We start from the raw sequence: 16,873 nt of genomic DNA, 5'->3' as shown, positions 1-16,873 counted from the left end.
TCTCCTTATATTGTTACTAAATCCACTACCAATTGGTAACGGGCCGACCCGGATTCTAAGTCCGGAAAATTGTAAATCGTATTGATAGACACTTTACAAATATCTTTTTCACTTGCCATTTGCACCATCGCATCCTTTACAGAGTATGCGAGTTCTGATGCATCAAGGCGTTTCTTGCCCCATGCCTGGATGGCCACGGTTGGACGGTCGATAACATAGTTATCAATGCCCCCTCCCGTACGCTCTACTGTTAAAAAGCGCTCTGGGCGCGTTGCTGGAACGTTCGCGTACGTCTGGAAGCCTCTTTCGTTTAAGTATGCGATTATTCTTGTCTCGATGTTCATTTTCCTGACCCCATCGCTTTCAGCAGTGTGTTATTTTTGGCGTTTGACCGGATCGATACAATGTCCGTTGTCTTAACCATGGCATGGGCCCGGCTCTTTCCGGCCTGTACATCGGCTTCAAAAGTGCCGTTCCCCATGCTTTCGGCGCTTCTTTTTATGCCGTTGGCACGGTGTAGCAGACCGCTTTGGACGCCAGCAGAATTTAATATCTCCCGCGCGCCTGAGCTGTTTATTTTTACTTTTACATTGTTAGCCATCGCAGCGTTTCACCTCCACAGGATAATTCCAGTCACCTGGCGTATTTTCCGGAGTGTAGTAGGTCGGATTTCCGATAACTTCCATCCACTCACCCCGTACCTTAAAGCGACAACCTCTAAATACATACCGCTCATAACCTTTTGGGATATGCAGCTTATACTCTGCGATATCCCCATCGGGGCGGTTAGAAACACTTGATAAGTTGTCCGTGGCCCCGGGCTCAACAAGCACGTTTTCAATGTCTTCTGTCACTGCAACCACAGAAGGATCCCCCATGGCATCTAGTGGCCCTTCCGCATATATTTCAAGAGTTACTTTTTCACCGGTGATCATCTAATGCCTCCAATTGCTGGCGAGATGCTCCCCATACGTTGAGCGCCAATACCTATCAGCTTTTTTTCGGCCAACGTCATATAGATGTCCCCAGTTGGGTTGACATAAGTCTGAGATTCTGAGTAACTCCCTGCCGTCTGCGCAAAGGTTGAAATAGGCGGTAGATCAATCGGAGACAGCATCGCCCGCTTAACCATCTCACAGTTAATCCCAACCAGCGCATCGCTTTGCAAGTCATTCTCAGGGTCGATCTCAACCCCACTTTGCTCACAAAGAAGCGCTATTTTTGTGGCGGCATCGGACAACAGCATCTCGGCCCGTTCCTTTTCGACGTCTGACAAGGGACGCCATCGTCTCTCCAAGTCCACTAATGTTGCGAACGTGACCATGCTTCTACCTCCTATTTTTCATCCGTTTCTTTAGCTTTTGTCTTTTTGACAGCTTTAGGATTGTCTTTTATGATTGCATATCCTAATTTCAAAAAATTTTCAACACTGTTTGGGTTAACCAAAACCGCTTGACCAGTAATCGGACACATCATCGGGGTCATATTGTGCCCCCTTTTTATGCGTCTTTGTCGGTCAGCTTAACAAAGGCAGTGGTATCCGCCAGTCTAAAGCCGAGCTCAATTTCGGCGCGAACCGCAAACATATTCTGCTGGAATAAGTTGATTGTGTTTTCCCCGTCGGTCAAAGTCGCCTGATCAGAGATCGCAATTTGTACGCCTTCGACCGTTCCATATACCGCTTTCGTCCAGTCGCCAGCATAACCAATCGTATTAGCCCCATCACTGGTGCCCGCCAAATAAGCTGCCTTTACAACCTGCACGGGATTGCCAAGAAGAACCGGGATGCCGCCGTCGGCCACGCTGTTAATAAACAGTGGTCGTCCATTGCCATCCTTCGCGCTAAGCAGGATGCTCTTAGCCTGTGGGGAGATTGCATAACCGCTAATCACATGCCCTTCCGCAGACACCGCGGCGTCTGCTGCCACAAGTCCAGCCCAAGGGTCAGTTTTAATGTTGACGGATGTCACGTCGCTTAATTGGTCGAAGTCGCTCCCGGGCTTTGTGGTACCACCAAACACGGTGCTGTCAAAAGTTTTTGCCAATGCATAGGGCAGGCGTCGGATTAACTCAGCGTAAAGTGCGCTGACATCACGTCGAAACTGGTTGCTAAAAGGTTCGATGACTGCAATAGTGTAAGGCGCCAATGTTTTGGTTCCCAGTGTATGTCTGGATACGGGTTTCTTATCCGTTTCCCCTACCCAGGCAGCCGTAGGCTCGCCCGTAATTGTCTGAATTTTAATCCCAGGGCCCGGTAATTCAATTTTTCGGGCCAACTGCATAACCGCAGAGCTTTCTAAAACCTTCCCCCAGATTTCAGTGGATACTGCTTCCGGCAACGTAACGCCGGTGGTTTTTCTGTTCATATCAATTGCCATGTTTTCTTTACCTCATTTCTACAATTTGTCGCCGAGTGCCTCGGCAAATAAATCCGCTGTTGTTGCGGTTTTGTGCTTTGGTTTTTGCCCGTCGCTTGGCACGACCGGAGCTGTTGGTTGTTCACCAATAAAAGCTTTCAGTTCATCAGCGTGGGCCATTAATTCTTCTTTTGTGCTGCCCCGCAGCAAATTAGCCGGAACCCCCGATGTGTCGGAGACTTCTTTTGCCCATCCTACCAGCTGCTCTCGTTGCTTATAAGCAGCATTTTCTTTTTCCGCGTTTTCGAGGCGTTCATTTAACTTTTGCATCTCGGTCTTTTGGCTCTCTTCAAAAGCATCATACTTTTCCGCTTTCTCCTTATAAACCTCAAAACCTTCATACTTTTTGCGCTCCCTGGCAACGCGTGCGCCGATAATTTTGTCTAAATCTTCCTGGGACCTTATGGGCTCAAAAGTATTTTCTTGATGGTTGCTTTCGGTGGATTCAGTCCCATTAATCCATTCTTCACTCATTTTATCTCCTATCCCGCCTTTTGGCGTATCGGTGATTTCCGCTCACCGCGGCGTAAATTATAATAAAAAAGAGCTATTAAGCCCTATATAAACTGTTTTATTTGACGTTGTAGTCTTTTCGCATTTGCGCAAGTATATCCTTTGTGGTATTCGCATCCTTATCTGCCTTATCTGCCTCTTCGACCCTTTTCCTTGATTCGAGGTACTGATCTTGCAGAGATTCGGGGTCATACCCTTCTACATCCTCCACTCCCGCAATGATCTGGCAATCGCAGTCGTTGTGAAACTGCATCATCTCTCCGGCTGTCTGTTTAGAAACATACACAAACCCCCGGCTGGCCAGCATCATGCAAAAAGCGCAGGTCTTTGCCCCAGCGGGAACCCGCGCAAACTTCACTTTGTTTTTTCTTGCATTGTCAACCATTGTTTGATGCGCGTGGTTTTTCGTTTGCCGCGAAATATTTTTATTCACCTCCGGCAGTGGGTCGGCGCCCAGCGCGTCGTATCGGTTTGTGGCAATCGCATACCGAATTGTTCGGTCTAAGCTATCAAGGTCAATCCATTCCGACGCCAGCGCGTTACCGATGCCGGTCTGCTTCTCGAAGAACTCAGCGGCGTTCAGAGAAGCCGCGCCGCCGTATTGGCGTATCAGCCCCTCCGCGACGTCAAAGATCATGTCTTTGTACGGCCAATAATTGCCGTCTTTTATGTTCAGCGTTTTTAAAAACCGACTAAATTTCTCCGACGCTTCACCCGCCAGCTTAATAGTGGTTTGCCCGTAGCTTTCCAGTTCTCTACTACTCAGTATTATCTTCACCCCCGTTACCGTTACCGCTCGCCATAAGCGCTTCAAGCGCCTTTCGGGACTGGAACTTTCGTTTATCGCTTAAGAGCCTTGTAATCTGGCTTTCTGTGTATCCGAGCTCCTCTAACGCCACCTGGCTTTCGGCAATCCACGGAATCGCGGACACCTGCTTAATAATTGCATCGGATTGGCTAACGACCGATGGAATCGCCGGGTTTCTAAAGCGTGGCTGCATTTTCTTTGCGTTATCCGGCAGGGCGTCGATGGTTGTATTCGCCGATATCGCCGCCACCAGCAAACCGATATTTCTTAATGCTGCCCCGTTTGTTTCGTTTAGACCTTCCGCCTCGATGATCAAATCCTCTTTTGCGGCATAGATCGCTTCTGCTGACGCCGGGTTATCGTGTATCACGCCCAGCGATGATATCGGAATGCCTGTTTCTCCGGCAAATTGGGCGGCCAAATTTCGCATGTAGTCCATGTGTGGCTGCATGGAAGCCTGGGGCAATTGCCCAAAACTCGGGATATCCCCGTCCTCGTCCTTCGATACCGCGAAGATACTTCCGATGTACGCCTCCCACTTCGAATTTTCCTTAAAGAGCTGCGGATCTGCCCCCAAAAGATACTTTTGCGGGCTTGTGAAAAATTCGGATGATACCTCGGTTCTTACAGCCGTACGGATAGCGCTGTCTGTGATTGACATCACCGCCCGGCTCACCCGGCTTTTTCCGAAAGGCCTGTCAAGTGACGGCCTGTAAACCATGGGCTCCATTAGTGGCCGCCCCTGCTTGTGGGGCTTGTAGTCCGCATCCCACGTGTTGCCATTTCTGCTTATCTCAATGATTGCGCTATTCGTGTACAGGTTTATCTGGGTCGGCTCTCTCGTTTTTGGGTCGACGTCAACAATCGTCAGCCCGCTTTTTATTTTCTTCCGGCGGCTGTCCCACAGCGCGGCGGCTGTTTCGGCATCGTAAGCCGACATCACCACCGGCGGATCGCCCGCACCACCTTTAGACACCGTAATAAAAGAGCACGAATGGATTAATTCGCTGGTTGTCGCCTGCCTGTAGAGCACCGGGAAATTATTTTGTTTTAAAATATCGTTGATGCCGTAGTCGTCCGCTTCGTCTGGCAGTACAAACCCATCAAAGCGGCTTCTGGCAGATAACATATCGACCGCTTTCGCTGGCCAGCCAAGCGCGCACTCCATTTTTTTTAGCGCTGGCGGTACCGCGATGCCCAAGTCCTTGAGCTTATTTTTCTGGTCGTAGTATTTCTTTTTTAGCTGGTTTCTCCCCAGTTTCCACTGCCACACTTCGATTAGCTCGCTAAACGCCGTCTGGTCTTGCGGCAATAGCCCGCGAATGTTTCCGGGCTTAAAATCAAAAATGCTGTTCATCGGCACCCATTCTTCCGTCATATCAACACCTGCTTTCTTTGTGGGTTTCGTTTGGTGGTGCACACCGACCAATAAGCCAGTGCCGCCGCCTCTATTAGCGTGCTGTCTACTTGCTTGCTGCCAAAAGACCACCCGCCATTGCTTCCGATCAATCTTTTTTCGCTCATTAACGCTGATTCATTCAGGGCGGGCTGGTTGAAGTGCGTCACCTCGCCCTCCCGGATCGCGTTTAGTAACATGCTGGCCGCAGCCACAACGTCGCCGGACTTCGGGATTGTGATCGCCCCTTTGGCGGTAATGCCACCCTCTCTTAGCCTTTCGACAAGTACCATCGACGCGTTGAGCCCGTCAATCGCGATAGTGGCCGCTTTAGTTTTTCGCTTAATCAACCAGTCTGCCAACCAAGAGATGCCGCCCGCCATGGAACGATTTTCGATAATTTCCACATGCGTCAGTCCTTTTTGTGGCTTTAATGCCACGGCCAGAGACACCGTTGCGCCATCGGCCGAAAATTTAACGGCATAGGCCAGCTTTCCATCTTTCGCCGGGCTTTCGGTCGCACATTTTTCCCATTCCTTACGGTCAATCACGGCGGCAAACTGGTATTTTGGCAGCCAGTACCCAAGGCGCTCCTGCGCGAAGGATACTTCGTTCATGGTCGAAATTTCCGCCCGGACAACGTCCACATCTAGGCGAATGCCAAGCGACGGGTTTGTGTCATACCATCTCTTTTCATCGCGGGTGTCCCCGACGCTCTCAACGCTCCATTCATTCCATGATACGTCCTTTTCTTCTTCGGTCAATGCCCCTTCCCGGATATGGGCGAATACGTCCCCAGATGTTTCTGGCCCCGGCGGCGTGCCGGTAAAGATAAATTGCGGGTTCTTAAGGGGGGAGCTGGACGCGGTCGCCATGATAGCTTTTAGTTGTGTATCCGTAAGCTCCTGAGCCTCATCGACGATGACCACATCGACTGTAAAACCACGCCGCGAGGACTTGGTTCGCGTCGAAAAATAAATCCCCGCGCCATTCTTAAAGAAGATGGCCTCTTTTCCCGCTGCCCGCCGAACCGACGACACCCTGGCATTTAGTTCCGGATATTTGCACTCTGGATCATCTTTTTTTTCGCCAAAGAAGTGTTGGACACGGTCAAACAGTTGCGTGACCGTTGAATAATCGTGCGCAGTATAAAGTATTTTCTCGCCCCGAAACAGGGTTCCAAAATTAATCCGGCTTTCCAAAAGTGCCGTTTTGCCGTTTTGCCTTGGACAGGACAGTCCATTTCGAATATGCACCCATTTTCCACTCACTCCCACCGCCAGCCAATCACTCAAGACATCCGCCTGCCAGTCATCTAATGTGATACCCATCGCACTCGACAAGCGCATTGCTTTTTTGCAATCTGTGTCATCATACGGTTGGCTAATGTGTATCCTTGGTTTTCTGCTACCGCGCATCGGACTCAAATTCAGCAAATAAAGCCTCAAGCTTCGATTCGCCGCCCTCGTCAGTTTTTGTTTCGGTCATTTCGTGGATGGCTTGGATGGTGTCGCGATATTCTTTTGATAGCTTTGCGATGATTGTTGTTGGCGTGTCTTTAGAAAATAGGTTGTCATGCAGCAAATCACGTAGCTCAATCAATCGCCTGAGCGTGTCACTGTCTCGGTCATTAAGATCTGCGCTTTCGATCAACGCCTCGGAGGTCATGACGGCTGCCGGCCTGTCGTCTTTTAGGCCCAATGCCTTCACGCGACTCTGGACGCTCGATTTTGATCGCCCCAACTCCGTTGCAATATCATTGAGAGAATACTTCGGATAATTCATACGTATGTATTCATCCTCTTTAATGGTAAACTTTCTTTTTCGTACGATACGATCACCTCCTAAAAGAAAAAAAGCCCTATGCCGCCGGGGTGAGGGCTGCCAGAGGGGAGGGGGATACCGCCCCATGCCGTCACGCTCAGACGCTTTACCAGTTTCTCGATTTTGGTATGGGCCGGTTGATGCTCTGGGTTACCTGTGTCTTGTTTGACTTTCTTTGATTGCAAGATCGATGCGTCAATTGTACGTTGTCTTTATCGTACGGGCTTCCGCCCTTTGATACAGGGATGATCTCGTCTACTTCCGCAGACATTGGGTGCGGTGTTTTTAAACTCTTATCTACTGGCTTGCCACACAGGGCGCAATGATCTTGCGTAGCTAAAACCCAACGCCTTATGGCGTCGCGCCTTGCTCCATTAGTTCTTCTTGGGTTTGGATATGTTGACATAAGATCACCTCACTTTCACGGCGCGAAAAAAGACCCCGGCGCCGTAGCTTACCGAGGTCGTGGTCCACTGATTACATTTTGTTTTTTCGGCACAAACAATTTCTCGATTGTCCGCCGGTTGTTGCCGGTTCCGTAAGCCGACGTCTTCTCTTTCTGCCAGATACACTCAAACCGGTCTTCTGGCATCCAATATTCTGAAATAAAAATGGGCTGCGATTGTTCGCAAGCCCACTCATAAAACCGTTCATAATCAAATGTTATTTTTCCGTATTTGTTTGTGCCTTTATAAGGAATGTCGCAATATACTGCGCTGTCTTCTAAAATCTCGACCGCCTGATAATCTCCGGTATATGTTTTAACTCTCTCGAACCCTTCCAAACTTTGCAGTCTTTCCAAACTTTCCAAACTTTGCAAACTTTGCAAACTTTGCAGGCTCTGCAAGCTTTTAAGATTTTGCAGGTTTTCCAGACTTTGAAGTCTTTGCAGTCTTTGCAGTTTTTCGTTTAATTCTGCCAATGGGGTGGTTAAATCCGGAAGCATGGTCTGCATCTTTTCATAGGCCTCCTGTGTTGGGAGAAGCCATTGCGATTCGCCGAAATAATGCCCGGCCATGCCGTTCGTACCAAGCAGCCGATCCACGTCCACCGCTTTTCTTCCAGAGGTTTTAAGGGCTTTACGCATGTATTCCCGTATATCACGGCTTAATACCTTGTAGACATTGTCTTTTATTCGCGCCGCATCGATTGTGCCGTCTTCTTTTCTTAAAACTTCAGCGCCGCATTCTTCGCACAGCTTTTCCACTTCTGTGCTCAGCGCTTTAATATCTTCCTGTACTAATGCAAATTCACGAACAAACTTTCTCCAATGCAGCCGCGCTGCTTTCGGCGTCTCGGCAAAGAACAGATGGTGCAGGTGCTTTTTAAAGCGCTCAATTTCCGGCGCATAGAGATAATGCTCTCCATTATTCCCGAAGCTCCAGCAATATTTTACATAAGGGTCCGTCTCCTTCAGCTCGGAAAACATCTCGCGGCTGATCCACCGTTCTTCATTTCTGTATTTTCCACCTACGGCGTTTTGAAAAAGGGTGACGCACCCTGGTTCGATGTCATTGGCGATAAAATCCTTATATTTTCCGCTTAACATGGCGCAATGCGTCATCGCGCACCCACCTGCAAACAGATCGTAGAAATGTGTTGCTTTTGGTAGGATGGCCATGATGTCTTCACAGATTTTGTTTTTGCTCCCCTTATACGGTAGGCCGTACTGCATGTTTTCCCTCCACGAAAAAAGACACCGGTTTCCCGATGCCTGTTTCAGTGCCATTTAAGTCACCATTGCTGTTTTTTATAGGGCCGCCAAGTCTCGCGTGGTGATCAACCCACATCCGGTCATTAAAGTTAACCAGATTTTAAGAAGTGGCGGCCTGCCAGCCGTTTAAGCCTGCGCAGATATGCTCTGCCGGTTTGTCACGGTGGCGATGTTAACATTTTTCGATGCTAACATAATAACACACTTCAATCTATCATTGTCTATCCACTTCTAATCTTTGTAATGCTCGTCCATGTAGCTTCCAGCAATGCGGCTCTGAATATCCCATCACAATCGCAATCTGAGCCCAGTCCAGACAATTAATATAACGATACTTCATCAGCCCTTCTAGTATGCCATCGTTCAGCCCCTCAAATGCGATTTCGAGCTCCAATTTGATCTTCTGGGATTCAGATACCTTTTCCTTGATATTATCCATAATTTCGGTCATTTTGATCACAATATCGTCTACCTTTAGGGCGCTTCCCCCTCTCGGCATATCCGACACCACCTGCGTGATCTTCTCCGCCCGAGTCCGCCACTCCTCCAGCTCCCGCTGCCAACTGTCGATGTCCAGCAACGCTTCTTTATACCGCCAAAGCCAGTCTTTCTTTTCTTTATTGGTCACTTGCGCCCTCCTTGTATGAAACCACAAGATGTGGTATAATTTCATTTGGGTTTACTAGGGAGCGCAAGCTTCCTTTTTTTATTACTCAATAAAAGTCAGATCCATCACTTCGTCTGGTATTACCAACCACATTTTTAAATTTTCGTGGTATGTCTTTACTTCAATCAACCACCGATTACAGCTTACCTTCAACTCCTGTAACGCTTGTTCGTCAATGGAGTCATTAAGCGACTTTCCTTCTTTACCAAGAGTCTCTTCAATATACGTCTTTTTATTTTGAAATTCTGGTATTTGTGCCTTCGTAATAACATACGATGCCCCTGCAAAAAACAGGTAAAAAGCAGTAAAAAGTCCAACTATTATAGAAACCACGGAAAGCCCTAACCTATACGCATTTTCTCCAACAAAGAAAAACACAATGCAAAGTGCAAATATAATTATTCCTGTAATTACACCAATCATCTTAACCTCCTATATCACTCCGAATCCCCTCAACACCGCCACAATTACCACCGTGATGATGCCGACCGGGATTCCGATAATTACCACACACCAAAGCAAACACCCGAGCCCGGCTGCGATGCCACCAAACAGAGAGCCGATCCACTCAGCCACTGTTATAAATGCTTTTGTTATTTTGTCTTTCATGCTTCCCCCTCTCTTACACACTCCCCACCACGATCAACCGGGCACTCCCGGCGCACTTCACAGAACTTGCACTTATTCGGGATAACCTCTTTAAAATTCTCCGCTTCACAGATTCCCGTTCGGTCGTATGTGCAGAACTGGTAGAGAATGCAATCTTCGCAGCGATTCACTTTATCACCTGCTCATAAAACAAAACCTCAAGCTCCCAACGTTCCGCCGCCCACTTTTCCTTCACGCATCCTTTTGATTTTTCCCAGTCGCCACACATGATAATCGCGTCACATTCTTCCAGGAATCCGAGGCACCGCACCATGACTTCATCCTCTGGTAAATATTCTGGAATCAATGTCAATGGCCGGACGAGCTTAATCTTATTATCTCCGGGATGATCTCGGCACACATAGCCCTCCTGGGATAGTAAGATCGTGTCTACACACTCTTGTTCGTGCCATTTATTTTCTGCCATCGTCCCCACGCTCGTGCACGGGTGGGACAGGTAGTATATTTTTGTTGGATCTAATTTAATCATTTGTATTCCTCCCTTAAACGTCCTACTGCATCATCTTAACGCCGCAGTTTTCGCAAACCGCCCAGATATGGCCGTTATAGTCTGATCGCGATACCGTTAAGACACCTTTACAGTCTAGACATTCGATCTCTTTACTTTCTCCCCATTTCAAATCTTTTGCAGCTGCGCTTATCTTTGTTAAGCGTTCGAAAGATTCTCTGAGATCCTCTTCTGTCAATACATCATTTTCTAATGCGTCTTTTAAGCTCATTTTTCCGCTCCTTCCCACGGCTCCGGCAGCTCCCGCCAGGCGATTACTTCATAGAGCTCGTTGTCGAAGAAAAATCCAGCGGCCTCTTTATAAACATCAGCGATAAACACCTCGTTTTTATGATTGTCTAAAACTGTACATTGGTAAAACCCTTTTTCCTCCGGCAAATCCCCCTCAGCCACAACGTGCCATTTCGTGTCTGTTGTTTCTGTTAATGGGCACCATTTCTTTCTTATTACACACGGTATTGATTCTACGCTCTTACATATTTCTCTGCCCCATATTCCAGATGCAGCGCAATTGGCACCGCCGGAGGACTCTTCTATGCAAAATCGGCAGTCTAAGCAGCTTCTGGGCATTTCCATATCAATCTGTACTGGCATTTTCTACCTCCTTACTTTTTTCTAAAATCTTAATCGCATCCATATCACCTGGCTCCCAATCCTCAGGACAACGCACATAGAGTGCACGAGTAAGTTCGGCCGCCGCAAGACAGGCATTTTCCATTTCACATTCCTCACAATAATGGTTGCACTCCGCACATGCTTCTTTTATTGCTTCAAGATTCATTTTTCAACCTCTCAATCCTAACTTCATCAATCCGTCGGTAAGCATGGTATGGCAGCTTTTTAAACTCAAAGTAGTCATTTAGAGCACGGATCAATTTTTCCTGTTCTTCGTCTATCTCGTTATGGGAATAGACATCCTCAAATTCGAGATACTCCGCATAACTCCCTTTTGTAATATCCTCACCTCCGTCAAGTTTGTCCATTATTCGATACCACTCATCGGCGGCAACGCAAAAGAACCCATATTTGTACGTGCTAAATTCTTCGTTGCTCATCTTCTACCTCCAACTCCGTAATAAAAACATCATCCGATCCACCACGCACACACTTTTCAATAATACAAAGTGGCGTTATTTTGCGCCGATAACAAATGCAATCTTCTTTCAAACACTCATAAAATCCCTGTTTGGTAAATTCTCCCTGTCCTCTTAAAACAGGAGGCACTACCTCAGTCCAAACGCGATACGGACAAAGCATTGTTCTTTTTTTCTTATCGGTCATTCTTCTACTTCCCGGTTCCAGCATTTAAAACAAGTAGCGTGCAAATACCACTGCTCCCAGTAATAATCATCATTATCATATTCAAAATACAGGGCCTTTTTATTCTGTTTGTGCACCTTTAAAAGCGCATCTCTTAATTCATCTGGTGTGTTAATGTTCACTCCCGCACCCCCTTCTTAATTTCCTCGAATTTCGCCAGCATTTCGGGCACTGCCGCTTTGGCCGCTTCTTTACTCGGGAAGCAGTTGCCCATGTTCAGCATGGCAAGGTCGCGCACATCATTGGTAAAATGGTATTGTTCTGCATCACCTTTACCATTAATAGTCCAAAACAACTCTCCCACTTTCGGCCCCCACGGGCGTTTTTGGAGGGTGTACTCTCCTTTTAATAATTCGGAAAGCACAAAACTATCTATCTCATCATTGTAAGAATCTACTATGTAAGAATCTACTATAGATTTATCCGTAAATTTATAGGGGCCAAAACTCCCAACTTCTCCATTTTCAAACAAAATATCAAATTCTTCCCCAATCTCCACGCCCAGCATTTGGGCGACTTCTGGCATGTAGTTTTTTCCCATCGTTAATTCTCCTTTGCGCTATCTAAAACCTCTGTCAGCCCATGTAAGAACTGTTTATCCTCCTCTTTGATTAAATGTATTAACTGCTCGATATTTAACGCTTTATCAGCCGCTGAGCGCCTTTTAAGCAATAAATCCCGATAGGTTTTCAATGCGCTTTCCAGTGTTCTCGGATAACAAACATTTTCCCAACGTTCAGCGCCTTTGTTTTCTCCGTTTTGAGCGATCTTTCTTTCTTGCAAAATATAGCAGCGATCGTCATTATCCAGACGAAAGTTTTCATCTAATCGAATCATTTTTTAAACCTCCAAATTTGTTTTCCACTTTACCACATCGTCAATCATATAGCTCTTGCGCAAGCTTAACGCGTTTCCGTGCGTTGTTTTAAGCTGAACCATCACGCCGACGTGTGTGTCGTATATCCTTACAATCTCTCCAGCTGCCCACCGAATTTTATGCTTTCCCTCAAAGGCTACCTGGACCGTCTCACCGATAGTCAGATTCCGGCGTAGCGCCTCCATAGAGCGACGATCCCGGTAGTTCCTAACCCGGTCATAGTCCACAACCGGAACAGGCTTTAACGACGCTTTGACCGGATTTTTCCACTCCGCCGGATCATACGGCCGCCCGATCCCCCGGCAGATTCGCTTTAACGTCCGCTCCGTACAGCTGCACCCGCGCATCACGCTGGCAATGGTGCTCTCAGAGATGCCAGACATTCTGTGAATCTGGTTGTTGGAGACTTTGTTGACGGCGGCCCATTGTTTTAGGTCAAACATGTATCCTCCTTTCAAAATATAACTTTTAGTAATGTTCACTCTTGTTCACTTGATTTTTTATTACTGTGAACCGCAGAAACCTGGTATTTATAAGGGTTCTAAGTACTTTGTTCACATGTTCACAATGTTCACACGTTTTTTTGCTCCTACGCGTATACGCTTCAGAATTCACAAAATGTGCGTTTAAATTTTTTCTTTTATATAAACCTTCTTTGCTACGTGAACACTGTGAACTGTGAACGCTCTTTTTATTCCTCTTCAATCTCATAAAAGCCCTCAAAGCCTTCCTGCACCCGGCTTTCATCCTGTTTTTCAAGAATACAAACACAGTTGGCATTATTATCATTAAAGCGCTTTCGCTTTGTTTTCCGGCCTTTATCCGTGATGAGCAGCCCTCTGATGTCCGCCCATTTCAAAAACGCAGCACTATTGTAATTGCAGTCCCGGCACATCTGGTCAAAAACATTTTTAATAATATAGATGTATCCGTCCTCTTTAAGCCCCCAGCATTCCTGTATAAAATCTTCATTTTCCCGTTTCATGAACCGATGGTGATTCCGCACGACCTCCCCCATGATAAACTCATAGCACCGCTCATTCTCCGAAATCTCCTTCTCAGACTTCAGCATAGCGGCCGTTTCCTCAATGGACAGATAACACCCATCCTCAAATAGGCAATCTGTAGCGATCCGGTCCGCGGTTAGAATCAGGGACAGGGAGATGCTCTGTTTCTGCATTTTTCCGCTTTTTTCAATCTCAGCCAAAAGCTCCCGCTGGATACGGCATACCTCCTCGGCGCCGATGTTCTGCAGGATTTCAATGAACTTTTTGCCCGCGAAGCCAAAGTTTTCGTTGAGCGTCCGTGCCACCTCGATGCCATTATCAAAGATTTTACTGTAGCCGGCTTCCACCTCAATGACCCGGTTGGCTGCCCCCGCCTGGGAGTATTCCCTGGTGATGGGCAGCTCCCCAGTGGTCAGAAAGGCGCAGTGCCAGTTGTAGTTCCGGTTTAGGCCCAGACTCCGGTTGGATCGGTCCTTGCCATTTCCCGAGCACATGGTGTAGATTAATGTTGAGAAATCGCCCTTATACTTCTCCATGACCTGAGCCGTATCGTCCATGATGTAAGGCAGATGATTGAGCATATCTGCCCGCACCTCAATAGCCGTCTGCGTGGAAAGGAAGTCGCCGGTAAAGGCGCTCTCCATAGACGGGTTTCCCCAGATCGAGGCGGCCAGCATCAGACAGAGGGTTTTTCCGCCCTCAGACTGGCCATGGAGATGGACGAAAAACGGCAGCGCATTACACATTTTGATGATCACACTGGCAAAGCTGGCAGCCATCATAATTCTTGGCTCGATTCGCCCTTCAGCGCGGACTTTTTTAACAAACGCATCCCATTTCTTTTCGCTGCCGCTCTGTCTTATGTCGCCGTATACATTGCGAAAACGTACGTCGCCGTCAAAGACAATGTTGCTGTAATAGGGGACAAATTCCTTGATGGCGTTCTCTCCATGCCACCCCAGCTTGGAGGTAGACACCCATTCAGGCAGGAGGTCCATATTGAAGTTTTCCACATCGGCCAGATACCGCACCAGGTACTTGGCGTTTTCGCTGGTCACAGCCACCCCGGAGTTGGCCAGGGAAATAATCTTGGTGCTGGAGGCGATCAAGTCCTTATCACAGATGATCTCCTTCCAGCGCTCCCCTTTTTTGAAGGCGAGCTTGATCTTTTCATCCCCAGTCTCCAGGTTGGTAAACCGCTCAACAGGTAAAATGGGATGGTAACAGGCCTGTACCTCCCCGAACATGCCAAAGGTCCGGATGCCGGTTTCACCGGCGAACCAGTTTCCGCAGCGCAGATCCGGGTAACATTCGCTCCCGAATTCTGTTTTTCTGTCCAGATTCTGGAGCATTCGCGCCCGGCTTTGCTCCTGGAGCTGTTTTTTCTGTTCCTGGAGCATTTTCTTCTCTTCCTTCAGATAGGCCTTGAGCAGACCAGTGAACTTTGTTTTCACGCCGAGCTCTGCAGCCCGGTCCGTCAGTTCATTAATGAGGCGCTGGCGGTAAATTTCGTCTTTTTCGTCAATGATCTCCTCAAAGGTGGTATCCTCCAGAATGGTTTCCTTGGTTAATTTTTCAATTTGCAACGACTTCACCGCCCTTTACACGATACTTTCAACCAGATATTTCTGGTATTCTAATTGGTGGCACGCCTCAACATAGAGTGGATGAAAGGGTTCATCCTCTGACTCCGGGGCGTATTTAATTTTGTTGGCGTCCAGGCGCCAGAGTTCTTCCAGAAGGGTCATCCGTCTTTTTTCAGCTTTCTCTTTTTTCCGCTCGGCGGTCCGGCGGTCATGCCGGAGCTTCGCGATGGCCCGGCGGCTCCGGAAAGCGCTGTCTTTTTTGTGTTGATTCCGAGAGGATTCTGCGGATTCCAGTTCCGGGTAACCTCCCCAAAGCCTGAAATGCCCATTAATCTCCTCCAGCGCCGCCTCAAAGGACAGGCCCCGGTATAGCTCCACAAAGTGTACCAGGCCGCCCTCCGCGCCGCAGACAAAGCACTTGAATCCGAACTCCGTAAAACTGAAATTCCGGTCCTTTCCGTCATGGATGGGACATGGAATCCGGTTGTGCCGGCTATTCCCGTCTAAGCCATACATCCCAAGAATCTCCCGCATGGTCAGGCTGGCCTTGATGAGGTCGGCCTTTTCCTTGGTGGTCATGGCTGCACTCCCAGCAGCTCTAAAATTTTAGGACCAGATTGCTCCGGCGTGCAGAATTCAAAGCGCACGCCGTGGCGGATTTGAACAGCATTCAGGATCTTATACAGGGTTTCGCCCTTGACCTTTCCGTGAACGTTGCGCCAGTCTTTTGCGTCCTCCAGACAGTTTGCTTTTTTGTCGATGACCAGAAAGATCAGTTCAATGCCATGCGCCTTTGCCTCCACGATCTCCCGCTTAACGCGGTCGTGATCCTTTGACGCAAAATTCCCAACACACTCCTCAAAGCCTTTTTTGGTGTCAATCACCCTTGACATATTGGTCAGCAGGCCATAATCACCATATGGAAGCTTGGACCGAAGGACGTTGATCCCACGGTCTTCGAAATATTGGTGTGCTTCTTTGTACTTATCTTTTTTCTGTCTTGTATCTTCAACGATGGTCAGCATGCTTCACCTCATGGCTTAAAACGGCGGCTCGTCGTCTGGGAGTTCGGCAAACCCGATCATCTCACGATCAGAGGCCGAAAGCGCTCTAAGTTCCGGGATTTTAAATTCACCTTTTCGGATCGCGTCTACGGAGCGCACGGCTTCCACATAATAGCGTTTTTTCACTTTTCCATCTTGTCCAACATACTCTTCATCTCCAATGGCCAATCCGACTGTTTTAGACAGCAGATTGTTTTCATCATTGTTAAATACAAACCCCGGATTGCTCTGTTTTACAGCGGTCAAAAATCCCTTGAAAAATGGCTGTGCTTTCGGCTTATAGGAGCGAATAAAATTCCCCGCCCAAAAGTTTAAGGAAGCGGCCAGACGGGTGAAATAAGATTGATGCTCCCCTTCAAGGATATCGAACTCAATTTTTAAATATTCCTTATCCGGGAAGTCTTCCACCCCTGTGATCACACAGATATACCCGCCGGCTGGCAGGCGTTCAAATTCTTCGGCTTCTTTTACGTTATTCCAATCAATGTTTTTCATCCTTCATT

The 16,873-nt window shown here is 47.7% G+C and carries 29 protein-coding genes; all 29 read right to left on the bottom strand.

All coding sequences use genetic code 11. The features are described 5' to 3' along the window. Window positions 1–5: 5 nt before the first annotated feature. Window positions 6–344, bottom strand: coding sequence for a hypothetical protein (locus DW091_RS06205; RefSeq protein ID WP_118517670.1), 339 nt, complete (start codon window positions 342–344; stop codon window positions 6–8). Then, the gene (locus DW091_RS06200; RefSeq protein ID WP_118517669.1) at window positions 341–601 is read right to left on the bottom strand and encodes a hypothetical protein; all 261 of its coding nucleotides are present in this window, start codon (window positions 599–601) and stop codon (window positions 341–343) included. Before DW091_RS06200 ends, DW091_RS06205 begins: the two co-directional genes overlap by 4 nt. Then, window positions 594–935, bottom strand: coding sequence for a hypothetical protein (locus DW091_RS06195; RefSeq protein ID WP_118517668.1), 342 nt, complete (start codon window positions 933–935; stop codon window positions 594–596). The genes DW091_RS06200 and DW091_RS06195 overlap by 8 nt, the downstream gene beginning before the upstream one ends. After that, window positions 932–1,324 carry a Gp19/Gp15/Gp42 family protein gene (locus DW091_RS06190; RefSeq protein ID WP_118517667.1) on the bottom strand — a complete coding sequence of 131 codons (393 nt, stop codon included), beginning with the start codon at window positions 1,322–1,324 and terminating at the stop codon, window positions 932–934. The genes DW091_RS06195 and DW091_RS06190 overlap by 4 nt, the downstream gene beginning before the upstream one ends. A gap of 11 nt (window positions 1,325–1,335) precedes the next feature. Continuing rightward, on the bottom strand, window positions 1,336–1,485 hold the full coding sequence (locus DW091_RS20075) for a hypothetical protein (RefSeq protein ID WP_158577845.1): 150 nt from the start codon (window positions 1,483–1,485) through the stop codon (window positions 1,336–1,338). A gap of 14 nt (window positions 1,486–1,499) precedes the next feature. After that, window positions 1,500–2,378: a phage major capsid protein gene (locus DW091_RS06185; protein WP_118517666.1), complete on the bottom strand. Its 879-nt coding sequence runs from the start codon at window positions 2,376–2,378 to the stop codon at window positions 1,500–1,502. 18 nt (window positions 2,379–2,396) lie between these two features. Then, window positions 2,397–2,891, bottom strand: coding sequence for a DUF4355 domain-containing protein (locus DW091_RS06180; RefSeq protein WP_118517665.1), 495 nt, complete (start codon window positions 2,889–2,891; stop codon window positions 2,397–2,399). 97 nt (window positions 2,892–2,988) lie between these two features. After that, window positions 2,989–3,708: a hypothetical protein gene (locus DW091_RS06175; RefSeq protein ID WP_118517664.1), complete on the bottom strand. Its 720-nt coding sequence runs from the start codon at window positions 3,706–3,708 to the stop codon at window positions 2,989–2,991. Then, on the bottom strand, window positions 3,689–5,158 hold the full coding sequence (locus DW091_RS06170) for a phage portal protein (RefSeq protein ID WP_147365277.1): 1,470 nt from the start codon (window positions 5,156–5,158) through the stop codon (window positions 3,689–3,691). Before DW091_RS06170 ends, DW091_RS06175 begins: the two co-directional genes overlap by 20 nt. Further along, the gene (locus DW091_RS06165; RefSeq protein WP_158577844.1) at window positions 5,113–6,465 is read right to left on the bottom strand and encodes a terminase large subunit; all 1,353 of its coding nucleotides are present in this window, start codon (window positions 6,463–6,465) and stop codon (window positions 5,113–5,115) included. The genes DW091_RS06170 and DW091_RS06165 overlap by 46 nt, the downstream gene beginning before the upstream one ends. A gap of 76 nt (window positions 6,466–6,541) precedes the next feature. Continuing rightward, on the bottom strand, window positions 6,542–6,919 hold the full coding sequence (locus tag DW091_RS06160) for a hypothetical protein (protein ID WP_118517662.1): 378 nt from the start codon (window positions 6,917–6,919) through the stop codon (window positions 6,542–6,544). Between the two features lie 493 nt (window positions 6,920–7,412). After that, on the bottom strand, window positions 7,413–8,633 hold the full coding sequence (locus tag DW091_RS06150) for a DNA adenine methylase (protein ID WP_224168755.1): 1,221 nt from the start codon (window positions 8,631–8,633) through the stop codon (window positions 7,413–7,415). Window positions 8,634–8,886: 253 nt separating this feature from the next. Then, complete coding sequence (locus DW091_RS06145; protein ID WP_118517660.1) at window positions 8,887–9,300, bottom strand: DUF1492 domain-containing protein; 414 nt, start codon at window positions 9,298–9,300, stop codon at window positions 8,887–8,889. Between the two features lie 81 nt (window positions 9,301–9,381). Continuing rightward, a complete protein-coding gene (locus tag DW091_RS06140) occupies window positions 9,382–9,762 on the bottom strand; it encodes a hypothetical protein (RefSeq protein WP_118517659.1) in 381 nt (126 codons plus the stop codon). A gap of 9 nt (window positions 9,763–9,771) precedes the next feature. Further along, window positions 9,772–9,948 (bottom strand): hypothetical protein, encoded by a 177-nt coding sequence (locus DW091_RS20290; protein ID WP_187368458.1) that lies wholly within the window; start codon window positions 9,946–9,948, stop codon window positions 9,772–9,774. A 166-nt stretch (window positions 9,949–10,114) separates the two neighbouring features. Then, window positions 10,115–10,477 carry a DUF4406 domain-containing protein gene (locus DW091_RS06135; protein WP_118517658.1) on the bottom strand — a complete coding sequence of 121 codons (363 nt, stop codon included), beginning with the start codon at window positions 10,475–10,477 and terminating at the stop codon, window positions 10,115–10,117. 22 nt (window positions 10,478–10,499) lie between these two features. Next, complete coding sequence (locus tag DW091_RS06130) at window positions 10,500–10,727, bottom strand: hypothetical protein (RefSeq protein WP_074617057.1); 228 nt, start codon at window positions 10,725–10,727, stop codon at window positions 10,500–10,502. Continuing rightward, on the bottom strand, window positions 10,724–11,110 hold the full coding sequence (locus tag DW091_RS06125) for a hypothetical protein (protein WP_118517657.1): 387 nt from the start codon (window positions 11,108–11,110) through the stop codon (window positions 10,724–10,726). Before DW091_RS06125 ends, DW091_RS06130 begins: the two co-directional genes overlap by 4 nt. After that, entirely contained in the window at window positions 11,094–11,297 is a 204-nt protein-coding gene (locus DW091_RS06120) for a hypothetical protein (RefSeq protein WP_118517656.1), read from the bottom strand. Before DW091_RS06120 ends, DW091_RS06125 begins: the two co-directional genes overlap by 17 nt. Then, on the bottom strand, window positions 11,287–11,571 hold the full coding sequence (locus DW091_RS06115; protein WP_118517655.1) for a hypothetical protein: 285 nt from the start codon (window positions 11,569–11,571) through the stop codon (window positions 11,287–11,289). Before DW091_RS06115 ends, DW091_RS06120 begins: the two co-directional genes overlap by 11 nt. Continuing rightward, window positions 11,552–11,797 carry a hypothetical protein gene (locus DW091_RS06110; protein WP_118517654.1) on the bottom strand — a complete coding sequence of 82 codons (246 nt, stop codon included), beginning with the start codon at window positions 11,795–11,797 and terminating at the stop codon, window positions 11,552–11,554. Before DW091_RS06110 ends, DW091_RS06115 begins: the two co-directional genes overlap by 20 nt. Beyond that, the gene (locus DW091_RS20070; RefSeq protein ID WP_158577842.1) at window positions 11,794–11,958 is read right to left on the bottom strand and encodes a hypothetical protein; all 165 of its coding nucleotides are present in this window, start codon (window positions 11,956–11,958) and stop codon (window positions 11,794–11,796) included. Before DW091_RS20070 ends, DW091_RS06110 begins: the two co-directional genes overlap by 4 nt. Then, window positions 11,955–12,377 carry a hypothetical protein gene (locus DW091_RS06105; RefSeq protein ID WP_118517653.1) on the bottom strand — a complete coding sequence of 141 codons (423 nt, stop codon included), beginning with the start codon at window positions 12,375–12,377 and terminating at the stop codon, window positions 11,955–11,957. Before DW091_RS06105 ends, DW091_RS20070 begins: the two co-directional genes overlap by 4 nt. Before the next feature lie 2 nt (window positions 12,378–12,379). Further along, complete coding sequence (locus tag DW091_RS06100) at window positions 12,380–12,673, bottom strand: hypothetical protein (protein ID WP_118517652.1); 294 nt, start codon at window positions 12,671–12,673, stop codon at window positions 12,380–12,382. Between the two features lie 3 nt (window positions 12,674–12,676). Further along, the gene (locus tag DW091_RS06095; protein ID WP_118517651.1) at window positions 12,677–13,156 is read right to left on the bottom strand and encodes a hypothetical protein; all 480 of its coding nucleotides are present in this window, start codon (window positions 13,154–13,156) and stop codon (window positions 12,677–12,679) included. Between the two features lie 248 nt (window positions 13,157–13,404). After that, on the bottom strand, window positions 13,405–15,306 hold the full coding sequence (locus DW091_RS06090) for a DUF927 domain-containing protein (protein WP_224168754.1): 1,902 nt from the start codon (window positions 15,304–15,306) through the stop codon (window positions 13,405–13,407). Between the two features lie 15 nt (window positions 15,307–15,321). Further along, entirely contained in the window at window positions 15,322–15,885 is a 564-nt protein-coding gene (locus DW091_RS06085; protein WP_118517650.1) for a CHC2 zinc finger domain-containing protein, read from the bottom strand. Continuing rightward, complete coding sequence (locus DW091_RS06080) at window positions 15,882–16,331, bottom strand: ERCC4 domain-containing protein (RefSeq protein WP_118517649.1); 450 nt, start codon at window positions 16,329–16,331, stop codon at window positions 15,882–15,884. Before DW091_RS06080 ends, DW091_RS06085 begins: the two co-directional genes overlap by 4 nt. 15 nt (window positions 16,332–16,346) lie before the next feature. Next, complete coding sequence (locus DW091_RS06075; protein WP_118517648.1) at window positions 16,347–16,865, bottom strand: hypothetical protein; 519 nt, start codon at window positions 16,863–16,865, stop codon at window positions 16,347–16,349. Between the last annotated feature and the right edge of the window lie 8 nt (window positions 16,866–16,873).

The organism is Eubacterium sp. AM05-23, from assembly GCF_003477535.1.
Classification (GTDB): Bacteria; Bacillota; Clostridia; order Eubacteriales; family Eubacteriaceae; genus Eubacterium; species Eubacterium maltosivorans.
The sequence above is the reverse complement of the archived record's forward strand: the minus strand, read 5'-3'. Positions and strand labels throughout refer to the sequence as shown.

Excerpts from the sequence above, each read along its gene's own strand:
- DW091_RS06205 (WP_118517670.1), bottom strand. The coding sequence starts at position 344 with ATGAACATCGAGACAAGAATAATCGCATACTTAAACGAAAGAGGCTTC.
- DW091_RS06200 (WP_118517669.1), bottom strand. The coding sequence starts at position 601 with ATGGCTAACAATGTAAAAGTAAAAATAAACAGCTCAGGCGCGCGGGAG.
- DW091_RS06195 (WP_118517668.1), bottom strand. The coding sequence starts at position 935 with ATGATCACCGGTGAAAAAGTAACTCTTGAAATATATGCGGAAGGGCCA.
- DW091_RS06190 (WP_118517667.1), bottom strand. The coding sequence starts at position 1,324 with ATGGTCACGTTCGCAACATTAGTGGACTTGGAGAGACGATGGCGTCCC.
- DW091_RS20075 (WP_158577845.1), bottom strand. The coding sequence starts at position 1,485 with ATGACCCCGATGATGTGTCCGATTACTGGTCAAGCGGTTTTGGTTAAC.
- DW091_RS06185 (WP_118517666.1), bottom strand. The coding sequence starts at position 2,378 with ATGGCAATTGATATGAACAGAAAAACCACCGGCGTTACGTTGCCGGAA.
- DW091_RS06180 (WP_118517665.1), bottom strand. The coding sequence starts at position 2,891 with ATGAGTGAAGAATGGATTAATGGGACTGAATCCACCGAAAGCAACCAT.
- DW091_RS06165 (WP_158577844.1), bottom strand. The coding sequence starts at position 6,465 with ATGGGTATCACATTAGATGACTGGCAGGCGGATGTCTTGAGTGATTGG.
- DW091_RS06160 (WP_118517662.1), bottom strand. The coding sequence starts at position 6,919 with ATGAATTATCCGAAGTATTCTCTCAATGATATTGCAACGGAGTTGGGG.
- DW091_RS06150 (WP_224168755.1), bottom strand. The coding sequence starts at position 8,633 with ATGCAGTACGGCCTACCGTATAAGGGGAGCAAAAACAAAATCTGTGAA.
- DW091_RS06140 (WP_118517659.1), bottom strand. The coding sequence starts at position 9,762 with ATGATTGGTGTAATTACAGGAATAATTATATTTGCACTTTGCATTGTG.
- DW091_RS20290 (WP_187368458.1), bottom strand. The coding sequence starts at position 9,948 with ATGAAAGACAAAATAACAAAAGCATTTATAACAGTGGCTGAGTGGATC.
- DW091_RS06135 (WP_118517658.1), bottom strand. The coding sequence starts at position 10,477 with ATGATTAAATTAGATCCAACAAAAATATACTACCTGTCCCACCCGTGC.
- DW091_RS06130 (WP_074617057.1), bottom strand. The coding sequence starts at position 10,727 with ATGAGCTTAAAAGACGCATTAGAAAATGATGTATTGACAGAAGAGGAT.
- DW091_RS06125 (WP_118517657.1), bottom strand. The coding sequence starts at position 11,110 with ATGCCAGTACAGATTGATATGGAAATGCCCAGAAGCTGCTTAGACTGC.
- DW091_RS06120 (WP_118517656.1), bottom strand. The coding sequence starts at position 11,297 with ATGAATCTTGAAGCAATAAAAGAAGCATGTGCGGAGTGCAACCATTAT.
- DW091_RS06115 (WP_118517655.1), bottom strand. The coding sequence starts at position 11,571 with ATGAGCAACGAAGAATTTAGCACGTACAAATATGGGTTCTTTTGCGTT.
- DW091_RS06110 (WP_118517654.1), bottom strand. The coding sequence starts at position 11,797 with ATGACCGATAAGAAAAAAAGAACAATGCTTTGTCCGTATCGCGTTTGG.
- DW091_RS06105 (WP_118517653.1), bottom strand. The coding sequence starts at position 12,377 with ATGGGAAAAAACTACATGCCAGAAGTCGCCCAAATGCTGGGCGTGGAG.
- DW091_RS06100 (WP_118517652.1), bottom strand. The coding sequence starts at position 12,673 with ATGATTCGATTAGATGAAAACTTTCGTCTGGATAATGACGATCGCTGC.
- DW091_RS06095 (WP_118517651.1), bottom strand. The coding sequence starts at position 13,156 with ATGTTTGACCTAAAACAATGGGCCGCCGTCAACAAAGTCTCCAACAAC.
- DW091_RS06085 (WP_118517650.1), bottom strand. The coding sequence starts at position 15,885 with ATGACCACCAAGGAAAAGGCCGACCTCATCAAGGCCAGCCTGACCATG.
- DW091_RS06080 (WP_118517649.1), bottom strand. The coding sequence starts at position 16,331 with ATGCTGACCATCGTTGAAGATACAAGACAGAAAAAAGATAAGTACAAA.
- DW091_RS06075 (WP_118517648.1), bottom strand. The coding sequence starts at position 16,865 with ATGAAAAACATTGATTGGAATAACGTAAAAGAAGCCGAAGAATTTGAA.